The sequence below is a fragment of the Nostoc paludosum FACHB-159 genome, from assembly GCF_014698835.1.
Lineage (GTDB): Bacteria > Cyanobacteriota > Cyanobacteriia > Cyanobacteriales > Nostocaceae > Nostoc > Nostoc paludosum.
In genome coordinates this window covers 54,935-79,476 of sequence record NZ_JACJTU010000021.1, presented here as the reverse complement: position 1 = coordinate 79,476, position 24,542 = coordinate 54,935, and the positions used below count along the sequence as shown (strand labels likewise).

Genomic DNA, 24,542 nt, shown 5'->3' with positions numbered 1-24,542 from the left:
GATTTAATATCCCTGACTTTCCAGACGACGTTGGGGTGTATCCGACAAATAAGAGTCTGTGGCTGTTTGGGTTGGCGTAGCCCCAGTATCCAAATTCCGCCATTCTTGATTTACCGGTTCACCATTCCATTGAGTCCATTCCAACTGATAACCTTGCTCTTGAAATAGCTGTATGACATTAACAGTACGACTGGCACAGGACAAATCACCTTGTTGATCTTGTGGCCCTGCTAAATCAATTTTTTGCCCTTCAAACTCCACTCGCATTAGGGTATTTGCTCCCTCATGAGTTTCTATTTCAATTACGACATCACCATCGCTAATTTCGGAAATACGGGCATTGTAGTGGAATTGCTGCCAAGATGCGACTAAATTTTCGGCCGCAGCTTGAATTTGCTCAGTTTGAGACTCTAAGGCGCTAATTTCTTGATGTAATGTTTCTATATCTGTATTGGAAATATGCTGCCAGTTATTACCTGTATAGTTAATTTTCGCTTGTAGTTGTTGAGCGATGCGATGGGGAAGACGTGGCTGTAAGTTATTCAGCCTTGCTTGTACGAAATCAATTTGTGCTTTCGACTCTGCTTGAAGTTGCTGAATTACTTGAATGCGGGCATCGTCCAACGCCTGCAAGTATTTCTCTGCATCTGCCAAGTTTTGAGTCTGTAATGCTTTTTCCGTCTGCTGGAGAGCTTGTTGGACGCTGGAAGCATCGAGTAATTGTTCATCAATCAGAACTTGATACTCTGCCTGAATGCTAGGTAACTTAGTTTGTAAATTTTGCACTCGCCTTTGTGCATCCTGTGACAAAGCTTGATTGATGACATCAGATGTTGATGTTTGAGCAGACTTGATAGTTGCGTTGTGAGATGATGTTGATTTAGTACTCTGCGGTTGTTGAACAACTATTTTGCTATTGGCAGAACTAGAGCGAATGCTAGCTCTAATTTGAGCAATTTTTTGCTGAATTTGTTGCTCTCGTTGGAGAGCAGCTTCTCGTTCTTGACGCTTGCGTTCTTGGTAAGCTTGTAATGCTCTTCCAGTCATAGATACAACTGCGGCAATTGGGTCCAATAATCCTGGTTCTGATGTACTAGAAATACCCTCACTCACGTTGAATGTTTTTCGCCCACTCATGTTTGTAACTCCTACTCACTAATTTTGCTGAGTGACTTCCGTGCAAGCAAATCTTGTAATTCAGAAGGCAGCTATGCTGGAGACAGAAGGCAGAAGGAACCCACGCGCAAATAGTGGGATTGGAAACTTGGACGCCGTATTTCTTGCGCTGCGCGTCTCGAAATACATCTTCTTTTTTAGTGGGCTTTATACGCACAACTAAAGTTTTTATTGATACTCCTAACCTTCTGCCTTCTGCCCTCGTCCCTCTGCCTTTCTTTAGTAAATAAATGATTAAGTAAAATTTAATGGTTTTTGCTGAAAAAAACTACTGAAAAAAGATACCGACGTTATAAATTTACATAATTGTTGTCAATATTCATACAATAGAATCTTGACAAAAAAGACTTTTTAAGCAGTAAGTATATAGGCGATCGCTACCTCAAAACTCCAGCAAGGCCAGCACTTCACACAAATCTCAACCCACTGCTGATAAATAAGATTGTAGAAGCTCACAGATCGTTGATGGATGCAAGTGGTAACATTACCCTGGTAGCCCAAGCACCTACAGTTAGTCCTGTACGTTCCTAGTTATCACTTACCTCTTGCCATGCCCATAACTCAAATAAGCAGACCTGCTGGTGCAAATTCTCTAAAAGTGAAAAGGCAAAAAGTAATACGTTTGTCTTTCTACTTCCTAATGGGTTTGTTATGTATTCTCAGTTCACCTGTGCTGGCAAAAGTTCCTAGCTCATTCAATTCTTCAGCCCAACTGCCAGTTAACACTGCTAACTCAGTAGCTGTAGTTAACGATCCCGCTTCATTGGTAGAACAAGGCAAAGTCTTATACGATGCTGGAAACTTTGCCCAGGCGGCAGAAGTTTTGCAAAAAGCTGTTCAGGCATATCAGCAGCAAGGGGAGAATCTCAGATTAGCAGCAACATTGAGTAATCTTTCCCTAGCTTATCAACAGCTCGGTAAATGGAGTCAGGCACAGCAGGCAATTACAGAAAGCCTAAATTTGCTTCAAGGACAAGATAAAAACCCAAATCTACAAATATTTGCCCAATCACTAGACATCCAAGGTCGTCTGCAATTGGCAATGGGACGACCGGAGGCGGCTTTAGCAACTTGGCAGCAGACGGAAGAAATTTATCAACAAGCAGATAATAAAAATGGTGTAGTGCGATCGCTGATCAATCAAGCACAAGCTTGGCAAGCTCAAGGATTTTACCCTCGTGCAATCAAAACACTCGATAAAGTCAATCAAACTTTAAAATCTCAACCCGATTCTATAGAAAAGACAGTGAGTTTGCGATCGCTTGGTGATGCTCTTTTGGTAATAGGCGATTTGAAAAAGTCACACGAAGTTTTAGAAGAAAGTCTTAAAATTGCTCGTAACCTGCAATCAAAGGCAGATATTAGCGCAAGTCTGTTCAGCTTGGGAAATAATGCCCTCAAACAACAGGATAAGCTAAAGGCGATCGACTATTATCAACAAACAGTTGCAGCATCTCCTTCACCCCTAACAAAAGTCCAAGCGCAACTCAATCACCTAAGCTTACTCATCGAAGGCCAACAATGGGCAGAAGTTCAAACCCTTTTACCATCGATTCAATCTCACCTCGACCAACTCCCCCTCAGCCGTGCTAGCATCTATGCCCAGATTAACTACGCACAAAATTTCTCAAAAGTCAAGAGTGATTATTTGCAAGCATCAACTAAAAATTCTTCCTCCCCACTTTCTCCTCAAAACTCAGCAGAATTACTCGCTCGTGCTATTGAGCAATCCCGTAATTTAGGCGACAAGCGGGCAGAAGCCTATGCCTTCAAGAGTTTGGGTGGTTTGTACGAACAAACTAAACAGTGGTCAGAGGCGCAAGATTTAACTTTGCGAGGATTAGCCATAGCACAGAGCAGCAATGCACCAGAAATCACCTATGCATTAGAGTGGCAGTTAGGTAGATTACTCTGGGCAAAAGAAGATATTAAAGGTGCGATCGCCGCTTATGATGCTGCTGTGGACACTCTCCAGTCTCTCCGCAAAGATTTAGTAGTAAATAACGACATAGTTAATCAGGATGTGCAATTCAACTTTCGGGATAGCGTAGAACCCGTTTACCGACAGTCAGTAGAATTATTGCTGCAATCTCAACAAGGAAAACCAGACGAGAAAATATTAGAAAAAGCACGGCAGCGAATTGAAGCACTCCAGTTAGCAGAGTTGGACGATTTCTTTCGCGAAGCTTGTCTGCAAGGTCAGAGAATAGCCCTCGACCAAGTGGTAGAACGGGATAACCAAAGCGCCGCCATTCTCTATCCAATCATTCTTCCCGAAGAACTCCAAGTAATTGTCAAAATTCCCAAACAACCCCTGCAAAACTACACAACCAAGATTTCCCACACGAAAGTAGAGGAACTTTTAGTAGAACTGCGAAGAAACCTTGTTAATCCCACTGCTACCAAAACTGTTGAAACCCAGTCACAACAAGTTTATAACTGGCTGCTCAAACCCATTGAATCAGAATTGCAAAAAAGCGGGGTAAATACCCTAGTGTTTGTTCTGGATGGGGTATTACGTAATATACCGATGTCCGCGCTCTACGATGGCAAGCAATATTTAGTAGAGAAATATGCAGTTGCTTTGAGTGTCGGTCTGCAACTCCTAGACCCGAAACCGTTGGTGAAACAAAAGCTAGTAGCACTTACCGCAGGATTGACTCAGCCCCCGCCGGGATTTTCTAAGTTTGCCCCATTACTTGGGATAAAATCTGAATTCGACGGCATCACCAAAGCAGGAGTTTCGACAACTAGTCTGCTGGATGGGGATTTTAAGAAAAAAAATTTAGAAACTGAAATTTCTGAAACTTCATTCAACATAGTGCATTTGGCAACCCACGGTCAGTTTAGTTCTCGCCTTGAAGACACTTTTATTTTGGATTTTGATGGTCAGATTAATGTCAAAGATTTTGACACTCTCTTCCGCAATCAAAGTAAAAGCGTAGTCGAACTATTAGTTTTGAGTGCTTGCCAAACAGCAACAGGAGATAGTCGTGCAGCACTTGGTCTAGCAGGAGCAGCTGTACGAGCTGGCGCACGCAGCACCATCGCCTCACTGTGGCAAATTGATGATAAATCAACCGCGATGTTTGTTAGTGCTTTTTATCAAGAACTCAAAAGTGGCAAAATCACCAAAGCTGAAGCAGTCCACCGTGCCCAGCTAAAACTCCTGAAACATCCTAACTATAAAGCACCAAGCTTTTGGTCTTCCTATGTGTTAATTGGCAATTGGTTATAAATTCGCCCCAGAGAACAGACTTTCAACCCTGTTCTCTACTACACAACAAAAACTCAACGTCGAAATTCATTTTAGAGATTACTGGAGCGATCGCTCATACCAAGTTCAGAGCAACAGTTTGAATCACTGTAACTGTCTTCTTGATGAAAGGCAATTCTAACTACCCATCTTTAACCATCCAAAAACTTGATTGACGGTTACCGCAAGTTCAATCTCTGATAATACAGGCAAAAAATCATCACCTTGGAGTAACACTGGCTGTTGCTCTGGTAAAAATACCAAGATACTGAGGTCATCAGGGTCAAGAAACCATCCAAGGCGACTGCCATATTTCAGACAGTACAAAATGTTACCGATTACTTTGTTAGGTTTTTGTTCTGGTGAGAGAATCTCAATTGTCCAGTCTGGAGGAAGGTCAAAATTATCAGGTATTTCATTATCAACAGTAAACGGTATACGCTCCCACACAAACACAGCTACATCAGGTACAATTGAGCGCTCCCCAAAGCTACAACGTAGTTCAGGAAATGCATAGGCAATCTTTTGATTCTCTGTAAGTTCGTTCACAACAGCACAGAGTTTGCCTTGCAAGCGGCTGTGTCTTCCTTTTGGCATTGGCTTAGGAATAATCTCACCGTTAATATATTCGCTGGCAGGCTTTGTTTCGGGGAGCTTCAGAAACTCTTCCAAAGTCACAGAAGTAGTTGTGGCGCTCATAGCTCCTAAATCCCTGGAAAATGTTTTTTTAGTCTAGCAAGATGTATGAATAGATGCGTAAACTTGTTGAACGCACCCATCCATACATCAACATAAGGCGTTGCATAAATGCGGGATGAATTAAGATTTTTGACGAAGGCTAAAGGTAGATTCTTTGCGCCTTTGCGCCTTTGCGTGAGGTAAAAATCATCCCTAGATTCAGCAATGCCCAACATAAAAATTGCGGCTTCGTAGTTGCAACTCTTAATTACGAATTATCTATGCACCACTACTAAAGTTCCCGTTGAAGCCCAATTGTAAAGATTGCGAGCTTGCTTAACAGGTAAATTCACGCAACCGTGGCTGACTGGAGTTCCAAAACGGTTATGCCAGTATGCACCGTGGATAGCATAGCCTCTATAGAAATACATTGTGTAAGGAACATCAGGAATGTTGTAGCCCCTACCTCGCATCCGGTGAGTGCGATACTTAGAATTAATCCGGAATTTGCCTAAGGGTGTGGGGGTCGATCGCTTACCTGCGGAAATTCGATATGAATGAACGAGTTTTTTACCTTCCCATCCACGTAAGCGTTGCTCTGATAAGTCAATTTCAATCCAGCGAGGTTGGGACGTTTGGCTGATACTAGACACAGTGATGCTGTTTTCATCGCCTGACGTGGCTTTGGCTGTAGCAAAATTGGGGTTACCTGCTAACGGTGGTGACCAAGAAAATAAAGTCGCCGCCATCAGCACCACGCCTGTACAAAAAGTTTTTGAGGAACGAATTCCACCACTGCGAATCCAAGATTGCATTATGCCTCACTTTCTAAACTAATTAGTCATTAGCCATTAGTCAGTAGTCCTCTGTAGTTCTTTTCGCCAGAAGTCGGCGCTCAGACTTTGCACTTAGTCATTAGCCATTCGTCCTTAGTTAAATGATGAGTTTTAACTAACGATTAATGACCAATCACTAATGACGACAAATCTGTAATCTCAATACGAAATGCAAACTTTCCCCAGATTCTTATTTGCATTTGTAATTACAGAGAACTTGCAAGGATTTACGCTTATTGGTTTTAGGCAAATAGTTGCATCAAAAATTGGCATAGATAGGATTTTGGAGATTTACGAAACATGCTTTCAATCCAAAATCTCAACTCTAAAATCCAACATTTGTATTAATGCCCTGCTCTACATTTTACTTGAAGTTGAGTAATTCCGATTCCGAAGATTCCCAGCATAAAATGTTGCTGGAAATCTCCCAATTGTCTTGATTTCCAGTTATTTATAATTTTGCCTAAATTGGCTTTGGACTGCTTCACTTACTACTTATGGATAACTACTGGTGTCCCTACTGATGCCCAGCCAAATAGCCATTTAGCATGTTTAGGTGCAAGATTTACACATCCGTGGCTCACTGGAGTACCAAATCTCTTATGCCAGTATGCTCCGTGAATGCCGTAATTACCTTCGTAAAACATTGCATAAGGAACATTAGGAACATCGTAGTTTTCTCCCCGCATTCTTGTAGTTTTGAATTTGGATTGAATTTTAAAAGTACCAACTAGGGTGGGAGTGGATTTTTTACCAGAGGAAATGGCACTTCCATAAACAACTCTGTCACCTTCCCAAGCTATTAATCGTTGTTTTGAAAGATTAATTTGAATCCAGCGCTTATCCGATTTTTGTAATGTCTGGATTGTTTGAGCAATGACTTGATTTTTAGAATTTGCCCAAACTTCACTCGTTCCAGTAGTAGTAAAAACACTTAAAGACAGTGCTGTACCAGCGAGGAGTATTTTTAAATGACGCACCCAGTCAGGAGAATTTAGTTTTTTCATACTAGATACACTCACACTCAAATTATCGGGTCTTAGGAAAGTTTTCAGTTTTCACCTTTGTTTCCATATCTATTAGTTTAATAGACATGAATTTTTGATGATTTGATTCTAAGTTAACTCAACTGTTGCATTAACTTTATTGCCCTAGTTGCGATCGCCTCCCAATTCCCCTCGCTGACAAGCTTTTGGGGAAATAATTCACCACTCAAACCTACAGCGATCGCTCCTGCTTGTAAAAATTCTTTGGCATTTTCTACGGTAACGCCACCAGTAGGAATTAAGGGAATCTCGCCCAGTGGCCCTTGTAAACTTTTAATATAATCAGCGCCCCCCACCGCTTGCACGGGAAACACTTTTACACAACTAGCACCCTGACTCCAAGCGGTAACAATTTCTGTAGGCGTCAGCGCTCCTGGGATAATGGGCACATGTTTTTCTCGTGCTGCTTGAATCATTGCCGAATCAACATGTGGTGTAAACAAAAATTGTGCCCCAGAAGCGATCGCTTTTTGTAGCTGCTCCACATTGAACAGCGTACCAGTGCCAATAGTACAGCCTGGTAATTCCGAACGTAGTTGACTGATTAATTCTTCGGCGCCATCGCTATTCCAGGTAATCTCAATTAGCTGCATTCCCCCAGACGCCACAGCCATCGCCATTTCTCGTCCCCATTCTATTTTAGGAGCGCGAATAACTGCGATCGCTCTATGCTTTTGCAACTGTGATAACCAAATTTGATTAGGCATGGGGAATTGGAGATTGGGGACTGGGGATTGGAAGCTAGGATTCGGCACTGCAAACACCTAATTTTCAATACTAATACTCAATCCCACACTTGCTTGTTGCATCAAGCTATGAGATATTGCATATAAACAACGTTAATTCGATAGGCTTACCGTATTTTAATCAATACCTCAGTGCTTAGGATTCAAGGAGTAATTCAAATGACAATTGCACATCAAAACACAGTAGCATCGTTGCACGGTTCCAATAGCGTTAATCCAGAAAATGTGCTGAAGTTTGTACGGCTAGGTGCAACCAAAGCCAAGGCTTTTTGGTGGCATATTCACGCATATAGGACGATTTTGGCTGTGATGCTATTGACTTTGAGCAGTTTGATTTACTTGATAATCCATTGGTCTTTGAGCAAGTTGCTAAGAGTTCGGATGCATCGAGATGAATGGAAGATTAGTAGTAGTAAATGAGAGTAGTTGTCATTGGTTATGAGTCATTAGCCTTGGCTTAGCGTGATGTGTATTCAGCCGAGTCCGCTAGCTTCTGACTCTGCTATTCCCTAACTCCACAAAGAAACAAGCTAGTAAAAGCATTTCTGGGAGGAAAACTTCAAAAACCAATGACTAATAACCAATGACTAATGACAAATGACACTTCTAGTAGAGGAGATAGCCAATTCAAAATGAATATACTGCTATTACCAAGCAATAGTTTGATAGCTTCTAGTTAAAGACCAACTAGGAGCTTTTTTTGCTTGATTATCTACTTCAACAGGAGGATATATCAAATGAATTAGCACTTATTTAAGTACTACTTTTGGATATCAATAGTTAATTCCTATGATGGATGGAGTACCAAGAGTCAAATTGCTAATATTAATTTGTAAGTAAAAAACCTTTACCAAATTAATAATCATGAATATTCTTGCTTGGATTGTTTTAGGTCTAATTGCTGGCGCGATCGCTAAAGCCATCTACCCTGGTCATCAAGGCGGCGGTATTCTCGGAACAATCTTATTAGGAATTATCGGTGCTTTTGTTGGTGGTAGTTTGGGTATCTTTTTCAGTACGGGAACGTTAACTCTAGCAGCTCCTACTCTCAGTGTCCCAGGTATCGTAGTAGCAGTTTTAGGCGCAATTGTAGCGGTTTTCTTGTGGAATTTATTAACCCGTCGCAGTGCTGTATAGGAGCAAAATTACAGCCAATCTACCAAGAACATTTAGCAAAGCCATTTAAATATTTTATTTTTGAATTGAATCAAAATAATAGCGTTATCTTCATGGGAAGGTAGCGCTATTTTTTAGTTATTTTTAGATTAAAGAATAATTATTTCAAGCAGAATTATGTAAAGTTATAAGAGAATGTCTGAAAAGTTTTTTGTATACAGCGATCGCTAAGAAATCGAACTCATGGAAGCTAACTGTGCTACCCTACCTACGTACTTGGTTCCAATAATAAATATTTAAGTGATTTTTAATACAAAAAAACAGTAATATTTGCATTTTAATAAGTAAAAAGACGCAAATATTTGCGAATTTCATGAAATTTTCAACAAGTTACCTTAGTTCCTACACACAATTCGACGATGTTTCGCTAAGCTATAAGCTCTATGATTATGGTTTATTGAACGTCTTATGCATTGGTTGTTATCTGGGCCGTTGAGTACAGAGAAATTGACGGTTAAGATTGCAGGGTTGCCTGCATCGTTACACGGTAAAAAGTTGGTGCAGTTGTCAGATTTTCATTACGATGGTTTGCGGCTGTCGGAAGATATGCTTTCAAAAGCGATCGCAACTAGCAACCAAGCTGAACCAGATTTAGTTTTATTGACAGGCGACTTCGTAACTGAAGACCCCGAACCAGTTCACCAATTAATACTTCGACTCAAACATCTGCAAAGTAGCTCTGGGATTTATGCTATTCTTGGCAACCACGACATACTTCACAAAGACGCAAAAGCAGAAGTCACCAAGGCGTTAACTAGTATTGGAATTCACGTCCTTTGGAACGAAATTGCCTATCCACTGGGAGAAAAATTACCACTTGTGGGACTGGCCGACGCTTGGTCGCGGGAATTCAATCCTGGGTTAGTTATGAACCAGCTAGACCCAAACACACCCTGCATTGTTTTATCCCATAACCCAGACACTGCGGAGATATTACAACAGTGGCGAGTCGATTTACAATTATCTGGCCATACTCATGGCGGCCAAATCTGGATTCCCGGACTTGGCCCGGCACCGTGGATTTACAACAAAATTGCCAAAAAGTTACCCGCTAAAGTACGGCGTCGGGCGCGATATTTGGAAGAAAATACTTCTGTAGTCAGTCATTGGGAATGGGCGCGGGGTTTCCATCGTTTAGGAAAAAATCAGCTATACGTCAATCGTGGCTTGGGAACTTACCTCCCTGGACGCTTATTTTGCCGCCCAGAAGTTACTATAATCACTCTACAAAGTGAGTGAGGAATATCTAAATTCCACATGAAACAGCCTAATTCCAGTCACTATCCTAACTAACGAGTAGCTACAAATTCAATCAAGACGCGCTTAGTTTAGCTTGAGATTTAAACCAATAAGTTACAGCGCTTTTGGAGTAATTGAACTACACCACTCCCTACAGACATAGGGTTAATCGTGTCTCTACCTATTCCCTATTCTCTGTCTCAATCAGGGTCTAAATACCTGAAAACTGCTGTAATTATATTTGGAGTAGATGACATAAATTATTGCAATTTATCAAGTTGCATTTTGATTTTTGGTAAGCTGTAAGCGCTGGTATGAGGAGTATCGGTTGGCTTATGCATTGGTTGTTTACAGGACATTTAAGAGTAGATAAAGTGACGGTTAAGATTGCGGAACTTCCAAGATCTTTAGAAGGTACTAAGCTGGTACAACTGTCAGATTTTCACTACGATGGTTTGCGGCTATCGGAAGATATGTTAGCAAAAGCGATCGCACTTACTAACGAAGCTGAACCAGATTTAATTCTATTAACTGGTGACTACGTAACTGATGACCCAACACCGATTAATCAATTGGTGCTGCGATTAAAACATCTGCAAAGTCGTTGTGGTATTTACGCTGTTCTGGGTAATCACGATATTTATTACAGCCACTCCCAAGCAGAAGTTACAAAAGCGTTAACTAGCATTGGGGTGCATGTACTTTGGAATGAAATCGCTTATCCACTAGGAAAAGAATTACCACTAGTAGGACTAGCTGATTATTGGTCGCGGGAATTTCATCCTGCACCAGTCATGAATCAATTAGATTCTGTGACACCCCGCATTGTTTTATCCCATAACCCAGATACAGCCAAGATATTGCAACAATGGCGGGTAGATTTGCAATTATCTGGTCATACCCACGGTGGACACATCGTAATTCCGGGCATTGGGCCTTTGGTATTTTATTATAAAAAGCTTCTCAAGAAAATTCCCAAAAAATTACGGCGTTGGGTAACACTTTTACTAGGAGACTGCTCGAAAGTCGTGCGATATTGGGAATGGGCGCAAGGATTTCACAATGTGGAAGAAAATCAATTATATGTCAATCGTGGTTTAGGAACTTATAAACCAGGACGCCTATTTTGTCCGCCAGAAGTGACTGTTATTACGTTAATTGGTGATTAAAAAGAATTCAGAATCCAGAATTTAGAATTCAGAATTGATTGGCTGTTTAGTATCCTTGATATACTCATTCATCAAATATTTTCACGATTTTTTAATTTTTCTGACTCCTGAATTCTGACTCCTGAATTCTGACCTCAAAACAGAAACCGCCTGAAGCTACGATGGATAGATATCGACAGCTTGGGCGGTTTCTTGAAGATTGGATAATTCAGAGCTAAATAATTCAACTAACGTGGACACTACTCGCGATCGCTTTACGGAAAGTTGACATCCTTAACATATATTCCAACTAGGCAGGCATTTTCTGGCTGTGCGTTCTAAAACCTCCAAAATTACTCAATGAACACAAGGCTAAAACACATTCAACGGATGCCACAACCTAAGAGCGATCGCCCTAAAATTAGAGCAGGAGGTACAGGCTCTAACTTAAAAGTTTTACTTAACTTTTAACCTGTTTGTACCTTGTTCTTAATCTAGCACCACAGTTGTTCAACTGGGTTACATATTTACTAAAATTCAATACCATTAATTTTTTGCAATAATCTTGAAATATTGCTTAAAATTTAGCCCACTTGTTGTTGGTGTGAATACCAGCATTGTCAAGTGGGCTGAAAAATCAGAAGTGCTATTGAGCAGAATTTCCTGTAGAACCGCTATTAGATGTACTGTTTGGCTGTTCTATACCTTGAGGTGTAGTGGTTTTAGAAGTGTCGCTTTGGGTATCTGGAGTAGCGGTATTAGTAGAACTATCGTTCTGGGAAGTAGGAGTATTAGTACTTGGACTAGTACTTTGGCCTTGGGTATCATTTGGGGTTGACTGGGTTCCAGAAGGCGCTGGTTGCTGGGGTGGAACGGTAATATTAATATCCGGTTGAGGTGGTGCAGATGGAGGTACAGCCTGTTGTTGTGGAACGGGAACAGGAACAGGAACAGGAACTTCCCTGGTTCTTTCGATGATTTTCGTTTCTGGTTGAGGAGATTGGGTAGGGGTTGCACTGCTATTAGTCGGTGCAGGGGTTGTGACAGGCGCACTATTTTCAACTGCTGCGTTATTAACCTGGTTAAAGTACCAGAGGCCACCAATAATTAGACCAGATAAGGACGTGATAATAATACCCATCAGCAAACCATTAGTTGTATTATTCTCATCCCGTTCGGCTAAATTAGCTTGTTGGTATCTACGCTCAGCATTTAGACCTTCCACGTAACCGTTTTGGTAAGAGTTGGGATTAGTTGTGTTGTTTTTAACTGTTTCAGTGGTTCGTGTCAGGTGGGTGTGAGTATTACCATTAGTACCAGTGTAAGTTTCTTGACTAACTTCACTGTTTTTTATTTCGCGTTCATTAGGAATAGACATAGCTTTTGATTGCACTCCTCAGATTGAATATTTAGAAACTAAAACTTGATAAAAACAAAAGGTTTTGATGATGTGAAAAATGTGTGTTGCTGATAAAAATTGAGTTTTATTGAGTTACCCAACCGTTGGTAATTCTTAGAATAACTTCTGCGATTAGAGAATTGGCTCTATCTCCAGTGAGTTAATACTTAATCAAAAGAAAGAGTATCCTAGAGATAGATGTTATTATGCTGTTAGCTGATATTCGAGTCTGACTATAGCCAGGCAATAGACAATAGGCAACAGGTTAATGCAAGACTAAAGTGTAGGAAATTTTTTCAAAAATCAAATAGTAGTCCTATAAATGGATCTAAAATTTAGTAATTTGTTGAAATCATCTCAATTTTTAATTTGCGATTATAAGGGAATACGCAACAGGCAACAGGAAAGAAGAAGGTACAAATGTACTCTAGCTTTCACAAATGAAATAGGATTGCTATATAGGCATAATGTTGCTATTTGAAGCATCTTCAAGCTATTCTCATTTTGATGTGCCTATTGCCTATTGCCCCTGCTATAACTACTAATCTCATATCCAACGCCGATTTAGGCGCAGTAAAGATTTGATTCCCTGACAAAATCTTGTTAGCAGTTTAGGCTTTGATACACGTCTTGCTGATGACGAACTACGCGCAAAACCTGGATTTCTGAACTCTTGTTCTAACTCTCTAGCTTTATTTAAATCTGAAGTAGCTCTATATTCGTATCCGAGTTGAGAGCAAATTAACCCGCGATATTTATATGCATCAATATAGTAAGGATTGAGACGAATCGCATGGGTAAAATCAGCGATCGCATCCTCATATCTTCCTTGGGTAGCATTCTCTACTCCTAAAGTATAAAAAGCTTCTGCATCCCAACGTTTGACAGATACTTTTGTAGGTTTTTTCGGCGAAGATGAGGATGGATTTACAGTAGTGGGAGGCTCAGATGAGTATTCAGACTTGAGCTTATTGTAAGCTGCGTTGATTTTTTTGATTTTTTCTTCTGCTTCCTGTTTTTGCTTTCGATCAAAAAAGCGATCGGGATGCCAAACTTTCACCAGTTTACGGTAAGCTCGCTTCAGCTGTGCTGGCGAAGCACCGGGTTCCAACTCCAAAATTTCATAAGCATGATTGATATCGAGATCGTCGCGCATACTGAAAAAATCAGCAACTATGTAAATCTATGTTAACTATTCCCCCAAATTTCCTTTCGTCAACCCAAACACCCCATTCTGGTTATCACTGGGATGGAAGTAATCGCCGCTTCTTTGAAGGCTGGTATTATCGCGTCACTTTACCGGAAATTGGGCAAACATTCGCCTTTATGTACTCCATCGAAGACCCCATCGGCGATAAACCTTACAGTGGCGGTGCAGCCCAAATCCTCGGCCCCGATGATGAGTATTTATGCCGTACTTTTCCCGATGTGAAGAAATTTTGGGGTAGTCGCGATGTTCTGGGTTTAGGACATTGGGGTAAGACTGATTTACAAGTTTCTCCCCTGTACCTTCTACCAAAAGAGTTTGAGCATTATGTTCGAGAAGGCTATCAAGCCACGGCGACATTAAATCAGGGAATTATTCGCGATCGCGCCACTAATAATTATTGCCGTTGGCAGTATGAAATTCAACCAGTATACGGCTGGGGCGATCGAGATAGCATTCAACAGTCAACCGCAGGCTGGCTGTCATTTCTACAGATTTTTGAACCGGGATGGCAGATTTTGATGGCTCACGGCTTAGCCAGTGGCCAAATTGACTGGAATGGCAAAATTTACGAATTCAGCAACGCCCCAGCTTACGGCGAAAAAAATTGGGGTGGTGCTTTTCCGCAAAAATGGTTTTGGCTAAATTGCAACTGCTTCGAGGGGGAACCAGACTTAGCCTTAACTGCTGGTGGTGGACGGCGCGGTGTTTTGTGGTGGATGGAATCTGTAGCGATGATTGGTTTGCACTATCAAGGCAAGTTTTATGAATTCGTTCCCTGGAATTCCCAAGTTGATTGGGAAATTCAGCCTTGGGGTAAATGGCAAATGAAAGCTAGAAACTCAAATTACGAAATTGAATTGACAGGAACCACCGATTTACCTGGTACACCTCTACGTGCGCCCACAGATGAAGGTTTAAGATATTGTTGCCGGGACACAATGCAAGGAAAGCTAAATTTAGAATTACGAAAACTAAATGGAACAAAATCTCAAATAATCTTAAAAGCAGAAAGTTTTCTTTGTGGTTTAGAAGTAGGCGGTCAGCCCTGGGATAATAGTTGGCAGTCTCAGTAAAAATGCTATAATCACCAACATGGCATTTTTTTGGGGCTGTAGCTCAGCTGGATAGAGCGAGCGCCTCCTGAATAATCGGGCATCATAAGGGAAACCTTATGAGTGAATGTGGTTGAATTCGGTGAACCCTAAAGAGTGAAAATTTCCTTCTTTCAAAATGCTTGCATGATTGTAAAAAGTATTATAAGAGCTATTGATAGAAAGTAGGAGTGGTTGTGTGTTTACCACAGTGTTGACACTCCACGGGAATACCGAGCCAAGCTTGATTAAATTCAAGAAGGTGTAGAGACTAGGTAGCCACCACCTAAGGGTTAAAAACCTATGGTGAAGGTATAGTCCAGAGAGTGGGGAAACTCACACAAATCTGAAGCGCTAGGTCGTGCGTTCAAGTCGCACCAGTCCCGTAATAATTTGTAATTCGTAATTCGTAATTCGTAATTCGTAATTCGTAATTAAGATGTAGGGTGTGTTTGCCGAAGGCTAAGGTAGCTTCATTTTTTGATGGTGCGGCGCTTGACGACAACATACTCTACTTACTATTCTTTGTGTTTTTTTGAGACGCGATCGCTTTAGCAACAAAACGATTACAATTTGTCAAAAATATTAGGCGTTGTTGATTTCATGTACGAAAACGATTGTGCATGATCTCGTAAAGACGTTGCATTGCAACGTCTCTACATCTGGATTCAGACTGCAATTCTTCAGGGTTAGTTTCTCCGTGAAATCAGCCAAAAATACTATAATTTGTGAAAAACCTAATTTATCCTACTCCTAAAGACGCAAAATGACGGAGGCATCGTTGGTGTCGCTCAAAGTATTCTTCTCTTACTCCCACGCTGACGAACTCCTAAAGAATGAACTAGTTAAAAACTTGAGTATCTTGAAACGGCAAGGTGTAATTTCAACTTGGGATGACCGCGAGATACCACCTGGAGGAGAATGGAATCACCAGATTAATGAGAATTTAAACACAGCCGACATCATTCTATTGCTCGTTAGTTCAGACTTTATAAATTCTGATTACTGCTACGATGTTGAAGTTAAGACAGCAATACAACGCCATGAAGCTGGGGAAGCTTGCGTCATTCCAATTATTCTGCGAAGTGTTGATTGGCGACCAGCACCATTTGCTAAACTACAAGCTCTGCCTAAAAATCTCCTACCTGTTAAGTCTTGGAATAATCAAGACGAGGCATTCACAAATGTAGCTCAGGGAATTAGGTCTGCTGCTGAGAAATTAATTAAGGAGCGTCAAAAAAAACGGGAAATTAAAGAAGCCGCCATAGCTGAGTATCGTCAGAAGGCTGAATATTTTGCGTCTGATGGCAAAATTTCTTTTCTAGAATTGGACATATTGAATGATTTACAGGAAAAGTTAGGATTAGCAGATTCAGAAACCAGTGCAATCCGCAAGAATGCATTAGACTCTTACACGATATATAAACAAAAGATAGCTACATATAGGTTATCCTTAATAAATTTTATACATGAACAAGGATATCCATTGGATGAAAACGCTGAAACTGAATTAAAGCAATTCCAACAACACTATAAGCTTAAGGATGAAGATGTAGTTCGTATCAGGAAAGAACAAGAAGCAAAGCTTTTTACAGAAAATTTGGGCAATGGCGTAGTTCTCGAAATAGTTCCAATTCCTGGTGGAAAATTCTTGATGGGTTCTCCATATAATGAGCCAGAACGCTACGATTCTGAAAGTCCACAGCACACTGTCACCATTCAACCGTTTTTCATGGGTAAATTTCCAGTTACACAAAGCCAATGGGCTATTGTAGCTGCACTCGAAAAGGTAAATATTGATTTAAATCCCGATCCCTCAGGCTTCAAAGGCGCTAATCGACCTGTTGAATGTGTATCCTGGGATGATGCGATCGAGTTTTGTGCCAGATTATCTAACAAGACTGGGAAAACCTATCGCTTGCCTAGTGAAGCAGAGTGGGAATATGCCTGTCGTGCGGGAACGACTACTCCATTTTATTTTGGTGAGACGATTACCACTAACTTAGCGAACTATGACGGTAACTACACCTATAATTCTGGGTCAAAGGGCGAATATCGCGAGCAAACAACAGATGTGGGAAAATTTCCACCAAACCCCTTTGGTTTATTTGATATGCATGGTAATATATGGGAATGGTGTCAGGATACTTGGCACAAAAATTATAATAAAGCCCCAGCAGACGGCAGCCCTTGGATGAGTGAGAATCATAATCGGCTGCTCCGTGGTGGTTCCTGGTACCACTTTCCGAGGTACTGCCGTTCGGGCCATCGCGCCTGGATCGCGCGTGTCGGCAGGAAGAACCTCGTGGGTTTTCGGGTTGTGGTTGCGGCTTCCCTCAGGACTTACTAGCCCTTTATGCTCTTACCCTTTTGCCCTCTGTGGTGTTTTCTTTTCCCTTCTTCTCGCGCTCTGCGCGATCAAATTTTTTAGCTAAATTTTGAATGAGTGATTTACCAATCATACAGAAAACATACGATTTAATCAACTGGTATGTGCCAATTTTAAATCGTCTGCCCAGAGATCATAAATTTTTACTGGGAAATCGGATAATTACAGAATTATCGACTTTAAATGTACCTATTAAATAGATATAGTAGTCCTAAATCATTGGTAAAAATTTTAGGTTGTCAACTTTTATCTACTCAGTAAGTCCGATCGCAGTTGGTTAATAGAAAGTGCGTAGAAGGTTTGCTTCTTGTCGTTAGACATCGCCACAATCTCCTAAATAATACTAAAATAGATAGCAAAATAACAGTCATTATCAACAATGTCAACTACTAGTATTGATATTGGCACTCTCATTACCCGCCACCCTGGAATTCATGGGGGCTGTCCGATTATTGCTGGAACTGGCGTCACAGTGCGACGAATTGCCATCTGGTATAAGCAAGGTTTGAGAGCGGAAGAGATTGCTGCACGAATTGAACATTTAAGCATTACACAAGTTTATGCGGCATTAACTTACTATCATATAAATCGAGAAGAAATTGATAATGATATTGCACAAGAAGAAGCAGAAGCTAACCGAATAGAATCATTACATATAGCAAGCAGACAGTCGTGAGTCGAATTCGTTGTAATATCATAGCCAATCACTCACAATGCAAAAATTAACTCATTTACAAGTGTTTATAGAGCATCTCAATTTGATAGAAAATCCTAATAGTCGTAATCACAAATAAAATTAAATGCACATTATTAGCCGCAGGATTTTGCGGGAGTTTTGTGAAGTCCACGCAGATGCCTGTGATGCACTTTATGATTGGTATAGGGTGGTAACTAAAGCTGAATGGAAAAATCTGGTTGAGGTTCAGGCTATTTATCCAAAAGCAGAAGCCGTTGGCAATTTTACAGTATTTAATATCAAAGGAAACAACTATCGGTTGATTGTTGATATTGTTTACGAAAGTCAAAGAATCTATATTAAATATGTCCTAACTCACGCAGAATATGATAAGGATAAATGGAAAAATGACCCGTACTTTTAATTCTGAATCTTATGCTAAATTACTGACCAAGTATCAGCCAAAAATAATTACCACGGAAGAAGAAAACGAACAAGCGATCGCACTTGCTTTAACTTTAGACTACCGTCCCAATCGTACAGCAGAAGAAGAGATGCTGTTGGAACTTTTGGTGACATTAATTGAGAAGTTTGAAGAAAACCATTACAAAATCCCCCAAGGTACGCCCAATTCGATGTTAATCCATCTGATGGATGCACGCGATATTACGACCGAAGCATTAGCTGAGGTTATTGGTTCATTGGAAGTTGCGTTGCAAATTGTTAATGGCGAATCCACCATTAGTCAAACTCAAGCAGAAACACTTGCGGACTATTTTCATGTAGATGCCAGTTTATTTACCTAGCTGATTTACATTTACTTGCTTACCTGTGGAAAACTTGTGGAAAAACACCCTAGCTTTTCCACAAGGTAATTATACTTAATTAAGTTTGATTAAAAAAACTTCAAGTTTTCCACAGATTTTTCCCCAAAAAGTAAGATTTTTTCCACAATCTAAGTGAAATTTAATCAATATTTATACGTTACTTAATATTTTCAACCAATTGTTTAACTTTTAAAGCTCAATGATGAAGGCGTAGGTTGTGGAAAACTTTAAATAAAGAATTCTGAATTCTTACAATGATTTTTGCGGACGGCTAGTCATATTAATGCGATCGCTCAGTTGGCGTAGAGTTTGTGCTAAAGTGCGATCGCTCTCTTGGAGTTGAGCAATTTTGTCACAACTATAGATCACCGTTGTATGGTCTTTACCACCAAACTCTTCCCCAATTCTCGGCAAACTCAAAGACGTGTGTTGACGCATTAGATACATGCCAATTTGACGCGCCCAACTAATTTCTCGGCGTCGTGAGTTACCTTTAAGGTCATCAACTGAAACATCAAAATTCTCAGCGATAACTGTCAAAATTGTTTCTGGGGTAGCCACCACTTTTTCATTCGCTTGACCTAAAACTGGTGCGATATTTCCCACCGTCATTGGTAAACCCCAAATAGAAATGTAAGCCAGTGCCCGAATTAAAGCTCCTTCTAATTCTCGAATATTAGAAGTATAGTTAGAAGCTATATACTCAACCACATCGCGCGGCAGGCGAATATTTTCATACTCAGCTTTTTTCTGCAAAATCGCCATTCTCGTTTCTAAATCCGGCGTTTGAATATCTGCGATTAACCCCATAGAAAAACGAGAACAAAGACGTTCTTGTAAACTCGGAATTTGGTTCGGAGGACGGTCAGAAGCAATCACAACTTGCTTCCCTGCTTCATGTAAAGTATTAAAAGTATGAAAAAATTCTTCTTGAGTGTATTCCTTGCCTTCAAGAAACTGAATATCATCAACTAATAAAACATCAGCGGCTCGATAATGCTCTCGAAAACTTTGCATACTATCCTTACGAATCGCTGTAATTAAATCATTAGTAAACTGTTCAGTAGAAACATAAAATATTTTACAACCAGGAGAAATTTCCCAACGATAATGACCAATAGCTTGCATCAGATGAGTTTTTCCCAAACCGACGCCGCCACATAAAAATAAAGGATTAAACTCTCTCCCAGGAGATTCTGCGACTGCTAAAGAAGCAGCATGAGCCATGCGATTGTTCGCACCGACTACAAAACGCGAAAAAACATATTTAGAGTTTAATTCCGTAGTTTTTTGCATATTATGAGAAACGGGTTCAGAAATATTGGTAGGATTTGGTGATTCCCAAGAAACCTCCCGTTCGTTAACATGAGAAACTTCATCACCTTGAGCAACGGTAATGTAAATTTCTACAGGATGACCCAAAATATCTTGTACTACATGAGCAATAGTGTTTACATAATACTTCTGCAACCAATTACGAGCAAATGGGTTAGGAGTACGTATCACCAAGCAATTATTTTCTAATCGCTCCGCACTAGCAGTTTTGATCCAAGTTTCAAAGGTAGGCCGGGATAGCTCAAGTTTTAGGCGCTCTAGTACCTGAGTCCACAGATCTTCTATGGAAATTTCCATAATCCACCACCTTTGCTGCTAATCGTCACAATAGAAGAGAAAGCACTAATTTAGCATCGAGATACCCTAGACCTAGAACAAACTTTTAAGTTGTAATCATTTTGGGACATACCCGGTAGGCAAGATCCTAACACCCACTGGCCAAACTGAGTACTCAGCAGTAAGTTTAAAAACTTAATACTGAGCCATCTGACACATAGCTCAATGCTAGTGAACGGTCTTTTAACTCAGCACACGCTAAACTCCCTAAGAAAGCTAACACCACTTTTGTAGAGACGCGATTAATCGCGTCTCCACTCAGCACTCTCATTGACACGGAGAAGCAACGACACATGAAGACAACAAACCATGACTTAACATGCAAAAATATTAATATCAGGGCTTTGCCCCAGAGGTTGTGGATGCTCTCAATAGTGGTGTTGCTGGGGAGCTGCTCTCTTATAAGAGCCAAAACCTTTGAGAGTCAACAAACCGCTCCTCAACCTGAAAACACAATTGCTCCCAATCCGGTAATTGCTCCTCCACCAATTATCTCATCGTCTGGAGATCCTAATTTTGTGGTAAAAGTTGTGCAAAATGCTGGGTCTGCGGTAGTTAGGATTGATTCTTCCAGAACAATTACTTCTCGCGTACCGGAAGAATTTAACGATCCTTTATTTCGGCGCTTTTTTGGAGACGCAGTACCACAGCCGAGACAACGGGTAGAGCGAGGTAGCGGTTCTGGATTTATTATTAATTCCTCAGGTCAAATTTTGACCAATTCCCATGTAGTAGACGGTGCTGATAGAGTGACTGTTACACTCAAAGATGGTCGGACTTTTGACGGCAAAGTTTTAGGTGAAGACCCAGTAACGGATGTAGCTGCCATCAAAATTGACGCCAATAACCTACCAACCCTGGCTGTAGGGAACTCAGATATTTTACAACCAGGAGAGCCAGTAATTGCCATTGGTAACCCTTTAGGCTTAAACAATACCGTAACTTCTGGGATTATTAGTGCCACAGGTCGTTCTAGTAGCGATATTGGGGCTAGTGATAAGCGGGTTGATTACATCCAAACCGATGCTGCCATTAACCCTGGGAATTCTGGCGGGCCACTACTAAATGCTCGCGGTCAAGTAATTGCCATGAACACAGCCATCCTCCGCGGCGCTCAAGGCTTGGGATTTGCCATTCCCATCAACACCGTGCAAAGAATTGCCCAAGAATTAATCGCTAAAGGCAGAGTAGATCATCCTTATTTAGGCGTACAAATGGTGACACTGACACCAGAAAACAAAGAAAGAATCAAAAATATCGCAGGCGATCGCCTAAAATTGACAGCAGATGAAGGCGTTTTGCTTGTCGAAATTGTGCCGCGATCTCCGGCATCCTTAGCTGGACTTAGAGCAGGTGATGTGATTAAAAGCATCAATAACCAGTCTGTGACTAAAATTGAACAAGTACAGAAGCTAGTAGAAAATAGCAAAATCGGTACCGTCCTACCACTAGAAGTAGAGCGCAATGGACAAATTGTCCAAGTAGCAGTCCGACCTGCTCCTTTACCTGTAAGACGTGAAGGATAAAGTTATTGGGCGTTGGGCATGGGGCATTGGGCATTGGGCATTGGGCATTGGGCATTGGGCATGGGGCATGGGGCATGGGGCATGGGGCATGGGGCATGGGGCATGGGGCATTGGGCATTGGGCATGGGGCATGAGGTGATGAGGGAGATTTAAAATTGAAAGTTTCGAGTTCAAAGGCTTAATGTTCAAACTTTAAGGCTTAATGTTCAAGCTTTAAGGCTTAATGTTTAAGCTTTAAGGCTTAATGTTCAAACTTTAAGACTTAATGTTCAAGCTTTAAGGCTTAATGTTCAAGCTTTAAGGCTTAATGTTCAAGCTTTAAGGCTTAATGTTCAAGCTTATCTCCCCGATGCCCAATGCCCAATGCCCAATGCCCAATGCCCAATTCCCAATGCCCAATGCCCAATGCCCAATTCCCAATGCCCCATGCCCAATGCCCAATGCCCCATACCCAATTCCCAATGCCCCATACCCAATTCCCAATGCCCAATGCCCAATTACTAAAGGAGTTTTCTTATGTCTGAACCAATCATTCAATTAGGCAATCCCACACTGCGCCAAAAAGCTGCTTGGGTTGATAATATCCAAGATTCAGGTATCCAAAAATTAATCGATGACTTGATGGCTACTGTTGCCAAGGCTAACGGCGTAGGAATTGCTGCGCCGCAAGTTGCAAAATCTTATCGTTTATTTATTGTGGCTTCCCGCCCTAATCCCAGGTATCCTAACGCCCCAGAAATGGAACCTACTGCTATGATTAATCCTAGAATCATTGCTCACTCAACCGAAGTTGTCAAAGATTGGGAAGGCTGTTTAAGTCTTCCAGGCATTAGGGGATTAGTTCCTCGGTATAAAACTATCGAAGTGGAATATAGCGATCGCCAAGGCAATCTACAAAAGCAAGAATTAAGCGATTTCGTCGCTCGTATATTTCAACACGAATATGACCACCTCGACGGCATCGTATTTGTAGACCGCCTAGAAAACACTCTCGATATGATTACTGAGCAGGAATACCAACAACGAGTAGTTAACAAGACTTAATCCAAAAATAATTCTTGAGAATGATAGTTAACGGAAAGTTTCAGTTATACTTAACCTATCGTTAACCTCTGGTTGGGTCTAGTTATCGGGTAAATGACCAATATTATTAGTAGTCACGAGAGGTTAAGTCCGCAGAAAAGTATGTCTCCTGACTTAACCTCTCACCAGCATCAAAGTGATGAAGTAAAAGAAAATAGCAGTACAACCGATACGGCTACACAGTCACAAGTGCAACTGCCTTCAAAGAGATTGGAAATTGTTCATGCGACTACTGGGCGGCTAAGAATCCGCGCTAGTGAAGGGATTTCCAAATCAACAATCAAAAATATATCCCAAGCCTTACGGCAGCAGTATGGGATAAAACAAGTTGATGCCAACGAGGAAACAGGCAGTATAGTTGTCAGCTTCGAGCCAAAAAAACTGTCACTGCCACAAGTGTTGGGGCTATTGCAACAATTGAATATTCACCAAGCTCAAGTTTCGCCGACCTCAAACACTCAAGTAGATCCCTTTGCTGCATGGAAATCCCTTGATTTCTGGAAGGAACAGACTATTTCGTTGATTCCTTTAATGACAGGGTTAGCAGTCACAGGTGGACTGGGGATCAGCGGCTTGGCATCGATTCCAGTGTATATGATTACCGCAGAAGCAACTCGTAAGGTAATTGATGTTTTTGAAGAAGCTTTGGGATCGGAAAAGTTACAACAAGTAAAGGGCAAGCCAGACGCCCACTCCACAAATAAGGGAAATGCTTTTGGTCAGAACCAAGAGGTGCGAGATTTGAAGGGTAAAAACTCAATAACACAGCCAGCAAAAATTGCTTACAGTGTAGTCCATGCAATTCCGGGGCGTATCAGATTTCATCTGCCTCGATTAGCTGAAGATCGTGCCTATGGACGGCGGCTAGAGAGGTTGATTAACAATGATCCCCAGACCATCGGCGTGCGTGTGAATAGTGGTGCAGCATCCATCGCCATTTCTTATCAGCCTAGCCAGATTAGCGTCAGCCATTGGGTAAATCTCATGGAGTTGGCATTGCAAACTAATCCGCCTAGCGATGCCATCAAAGTTGCACAACCACAAACATCTCAAGAAGAAGTGAGTCAAACAACACAAACAGACACTACAACTGTGTTGGAGGACACAACTTTAAATGTGAGTCATACGGCACAATCAGACAACACAAACGTGTTAGAAGACACAACTCAACAAGAGAGTCGGACGGCAGAAGTAGAGAATACAAATCTAAATTTATCAAGTCTATGGGCTGATTTAAAACCAGCAACTTTGTCTTATTCGTTAGCCATAATGGCGAACTTTCCGTTATAGACGGTTCCACACTTAGGAACACTGGAGGAGAACAATGGAGGGTTCTAGCTCACAACTAGATTCAAGCGATGTCTACGAG

General features: G+C 41.1%; 24 protein-coding genes and 1 pseudogene. 15 read left to right on the top strand and 10 right to left on the bottom strand.

Features of this window, described 5'->3' with window-relative positions; all coding sequences use genetic code 11:
• Positions 1 to 3: 3 nt before the first annotated feature.
• Positions 4 to 1,137 carry a hypothetical protein gene (locus H6H03_RS21230; RefSeq protein ID WP_190957064.1) on the bottom strand — a complete coding sequence of 378 codons (1,134 nt, stop codon included), beginning with the start codon at positions 1,135 to 1,137 and terminating at the stop codon, positions 4 to 6.
• Between the two features lie 589 nt (positions 1,138 to 1,726).
• Here H6H03_RS21230 and H6H03_RS21225 point away from each other — a divergent pair.
• Positions 1,727 to 4,414: a CHAT domain-containing protein gene (locus H6H03_RS21225; protein ID WP_190957063.1), complete on the top strand. Its 2,688-nt coding sequence runs from the start codon at positions 1,727 to 1,729 to the stop codon at positions 4,412 to 4,414.
• Positions 4,415 to 4,570: 156 nt separating this feature from the next.
• Here the strand turns inward: H6H03_RS21225 and H6H03_RS21220 are convergent, their stop codons facing one another.
• The 4 genes from H6H03_RS21220 to H6H03_RS21205 form a co-directional block, all read right to left on the bottom strand.
• On the bottom strand, positions 4,571 to 5,131 hold the full coding sequence (locus H6H03_RS21220) for a Uma2 family endonuclease (RefSeq protein ID WP_190957062.1): 561 nt from the start codon (positions 5,129 to 5,131) through the stop codon (positions 4,571 to 4,573).
• A 254-nt stretch (positions 5,132 to 5,385) separates the two neighbouring features.
• Positions 5,386 to 5,925, bottom strand: a complete 540-nt coding sequence (locus tag H6H03_RS21215) for a L,D-transpeptidase (RefSeq protein ID WP_190957061.1) — start codon at positions 5,923 to 5,925, stop codon at positions 5,386 to 5,388.
• Between the two features lie 512 nt (positions 5,926 to 6,437).
• Positions 6,438 to 6,953 (bottom strand): L,D-transpeptidase, encoded by a 516-nt coding sequence (locus tag H6H03_RS21210; RefSeq protein ID WP_190957060.1) that lies wholly within the window; start codon positions 6,951 to 6,953, stop codon positions 6,438 to 6,440.
• A gap of 113 nt (positions 6,954 to 7,066) precedes the next feature.
• Complete coding sequence (locus H6H03_RS21205) at positions 7,067 to 7,699, bottom strand: bifunctional 4-hydroxy-2-oxoglutarate aldolase/2-dehydro-3-deoxy-phosphogluconate aldolase (RefSeq protein WP_190957059.1); 633 nt, start codon at positions 7,697 to 7,699, stop codon at positions 7,067 to 7,069.
• A gap of 198 nt (positions 7,700 to 7,897) precedes the next feature.
• Between H6H03_RS21205 and H6H03_RS21200 the strand changes: the two genes are divergently transcribed.
• The 4 genes from H6H03_RS21200 (at position 7,898) to H6H03_RS21185 (ending at position 11,322) form a co-directional block, all read left to right on the top strand.
• Entirely contained in the window at positions 7,898 to 8,158 is a 261-nt protein-coding gene (locus H6H03_RS21200; protein ID WP_190957058.1) for a hypothetical protein, read from the top strand.
• A gap of 444 nt (positions 8,159 to 8,602) precedes the next feature.
• On the top strand, positions 8,603 to 8,875 hold the full coding sequence (locus H6H03_RS21195) for a GlsB/YeaQ/YmgE family stress response membrane protein (protein WP_190957057.1): 273 nt from the start codon (positions 8,603 to 8,605) through the stop codon (positions 8,873 to 8,875).
• A gap of 447 nt (positions 8,876 to 9,322) precedes the next feature.
• The gene (locus H6H03_RS21190) at positions 9,323 to 10,153 is read left to right on the top strand and encodes a metallophosphoesterase (protein ID WP_190957056.1); all 831 of its coding nucleotides are present in this window, start codon (positions 9,323 to 9,325) and stop codon (positions 10,151 to 10,153) included.
• A 335-nt stretch (positions 10,154 to 10,488) separates the two neighbouring features.
• Positions 10,489 to 11,322 (top strand): metallophosphoesterase, encoded by an 834-nt coding sequence (locus H6H03_RS21185; RefSeq protein WP_190957055.1) that lies wholly within the window; start codon positions 10,489 to 10,491, stop codon positions 11,320 to 11,322.
• 625 nt (positions 11,323 to 11,947) lie between these two features.
• Here the strand turns inward: H6H03_RS21185 and H6H03_RS21180 are convergent.
• Together H6H03_RS21180 and H6H03_RS21175 are read right to left on the bottom strand one after the other, a co-directional pair.
• Positions 11,948 to 12,679, bottom strand: a complete 732-nt coding sequence (locus H6H03_RS21180) for a hypothetical protein (RefSeq protein WP_190957054.1) — start codon at positions 12,677 to 12,679, stop codon at positions 11,948 to 11,950.
• A 568-nt stretch (positions 12,680 to 13,247) separates the two neighbouring features.
• Positions 13,248 to 13,856, bottom strand: a complete 609-nt coding sequence (locus H6H03_RS21175; protein WP_190957053.1) for a J domain-containing protein — start codon at positions 13,854 to 13,856, stop codon at positions 13,248 to 13,250.
• Between the two features lie 29 nt (positions 13,857 to 13,885).
• Between H6H03_RS21175 and H6H03_RS21170 the strand changes: the two genes are divergently transcribed.
• On the top strand, positions 13,886 to 14,983 hold the full coding sequence (locus H6H03_RS21170; protein ID WP_190957052.1) for a tocopherol cyclase family protein: 1,098 nt from the start codon (positions 13,886 to 13,888) through the stop codon (positions 14,981 to 14,983).
• Between the two features lie 385 nt (positions 14,984 to 15,368).
• Here the strand turns inward: H6H03_RS21170 and H6H03_RS21165 are convergent, their stop codons facing one another.
• Positions 15,369 to 15,509 (bottom strand): hypothetical protein, encoded by a 141-nt coding sequence (locus H6H03_RS21165; protein WP_190957051.1) that lies wholly within the window; start codon positions 15,507 to 15,509, stop codon positions 15,369 to 15,371.
• A 258-nt stretch (positions 15,510 to 15,767) separates the two neighbouring features.
• Here H6H03_RS21165 and H6H03_RS21160 point away from each other — a divergent pair, with 258 nt between their 5' ends.
• The 5 genes and pseudogenes from H6H03_RS21160 (at position 15,768) to H6H03_RS21145 (ending at position 18,872) form a co-directional block, all read left to right on the top strand.
• Positions 15,768 to 17,351, top strand: a complete 1,584-nt coding sequence (locus H6H03_RS21160; protein ID WP_242057944.1) for an SUMF1/EgtB/PvdO family nonheme iron enzyme — start codon at positions 15,768 to 15,770, stop codon at positions 17,349 to 17,351.
• A 92-nt stretch (positions 17,352 to 17,443) separates the two neighbouring features.
• Positions 17,444 to 17,572 (top strand): annotated as a pseudogene (locus tag H6H03_RS42060) (diversity-generating retroelement protein Avd); the annotation flags it as partial.
• A gap of 197 nt (positions 17,573 to 17,769) precedes the next feature.
• Positions 17,770 to 18,066 (top strand): DUF433 domain-containing protein, encoded by a 297-nt coding sequence (locus H6H03_RS21155; protein ID WP_190957050.1) that lies wholly within the window; start codon positions 17,770 to 17,772, stop codon positions 18,064 to 18,066.
• Positions 18,067 to 18,190: 124 nt separating this feature from the next.
• Complete coding sequence (locus H6H03_RS21150; protein ID WP_190957049.1) at positions 18,191 to 18,490, top strand: type II toxin-antitoxin system HigB family toxin; 300 nt, start codon at positions 18,191 to 18,193, stop codon at positions 18,488 to 18,490.
• Positions 18,474 to 18,872 (top strand): helix-turn-helix domain-containing protein, encoded by a 399-nt coding sequence (locus H6H03_RS21145; RefSeq protein ID WP_190957048.1) that lies wholly within the window; start codon positions 18,474 to 18,476, stop codon positions 18,870 to 18,872. The genes H6H03_RS21150 and H6H03_RS21145 overlap by 17 nt, the downstream gene beginning before the upstream one ends.
• 270 nt (positions 18,873 to 19,142) lie before the next feature.
• Here the strand turns inward: H6H03_RS21145 and dnaA are convergent, their stop codons facing one another.
• Positions 19,143 to 20,525: a chromosomal replication initiator protein DnaA gene (dnaA, locus tag H6H03_RS21140; RefSeq protein ID WP_190957047.1), complete on the bottom strand. Its 1,383-nt coding sequence runs from the start codon at positions 20,523 to 20,525 to the stop codon at positions 19,143 to 19,145.
• A 332-nt stretch (positions 20,526 to 20,857) separates the two neighbouring features.
• Between dnaA and H6H03_RS21135 the strand changes: the two genes are divergently transcribed.
• Both H6H03_RS21135 and H6H03_RS41400 read left to right on the top strand, forming a co-directional pair.
• Positions 20,858 to 22,090 (top strand): HhoA/HhoB/HtrA family serine endopeptidase, encoded by a 1,233-nt coding sequence (locus H6H03_RS21135; protein WP_190957046.1) that lies wholly within the window; start codon positions 20,858 to 20,860, stop codon positions 22,088 to 22,090.
• Between the two features lie 18 nt (positions 22,091 to 22,108).
• Positions 22,109 to 22,243 (top strand): hypothetical protein, encoded by a 135-nt coding sequence (locus H6H03_RS41400; RefSeq protein WP_277927400.1) that lies wholly within the window; start codon positions 22,109 to 22,111, stop codon positions 22,241 to 22,243.
• A 185-nt stretch (positions 22,244 to 22,428) separates the two neighbouring features.
• Here H6H03_RS41400 and H6H03_RS41395 read toward each other — a convergent pair whose 3' ends face one another.
• Positions 22,429 to 22,560, bottom strand: a complete 132-nt coding sequence (locus H6H03_RS41395) for a hypothetical protein (protein WP_277926173.1) — start codon at positions 22,558 to 22,560, stop codon at positions 22,429 to 22,431.
• 46 nt (positions 22,561 to 22,606) lie between these two features.
• Between H6H03_RS41395 and def the strand changes: the two genes are divergently transcribed.
• Positions 22,607 to 23,134, top strand: a complete 528-nt coding sequence (gene def, locus H6H03_RS21130; protein WP_190957045.1) for a peptide deformylase — start codon at positions 22,607 to 22,609, stop codon at positions 23,132 to 23,134.
• A 141-nt stretch (positions 23,135 to 23,275) separates the two neighbouring features.
• On the top strand, positions 23,276 to 24,463 hold the full coding sequence (locus H6H03_RS21125) for an HMA2 domain-containing protein (RefSeq protein ID WP_242057945.1): 1,188 nt from the start codon (positions 23,276 to 23,278) through the stop codon (positions 24,461 to 24,463).
• Positions 24,464 to 24,542: the final 79 nt, after the last annotated feature.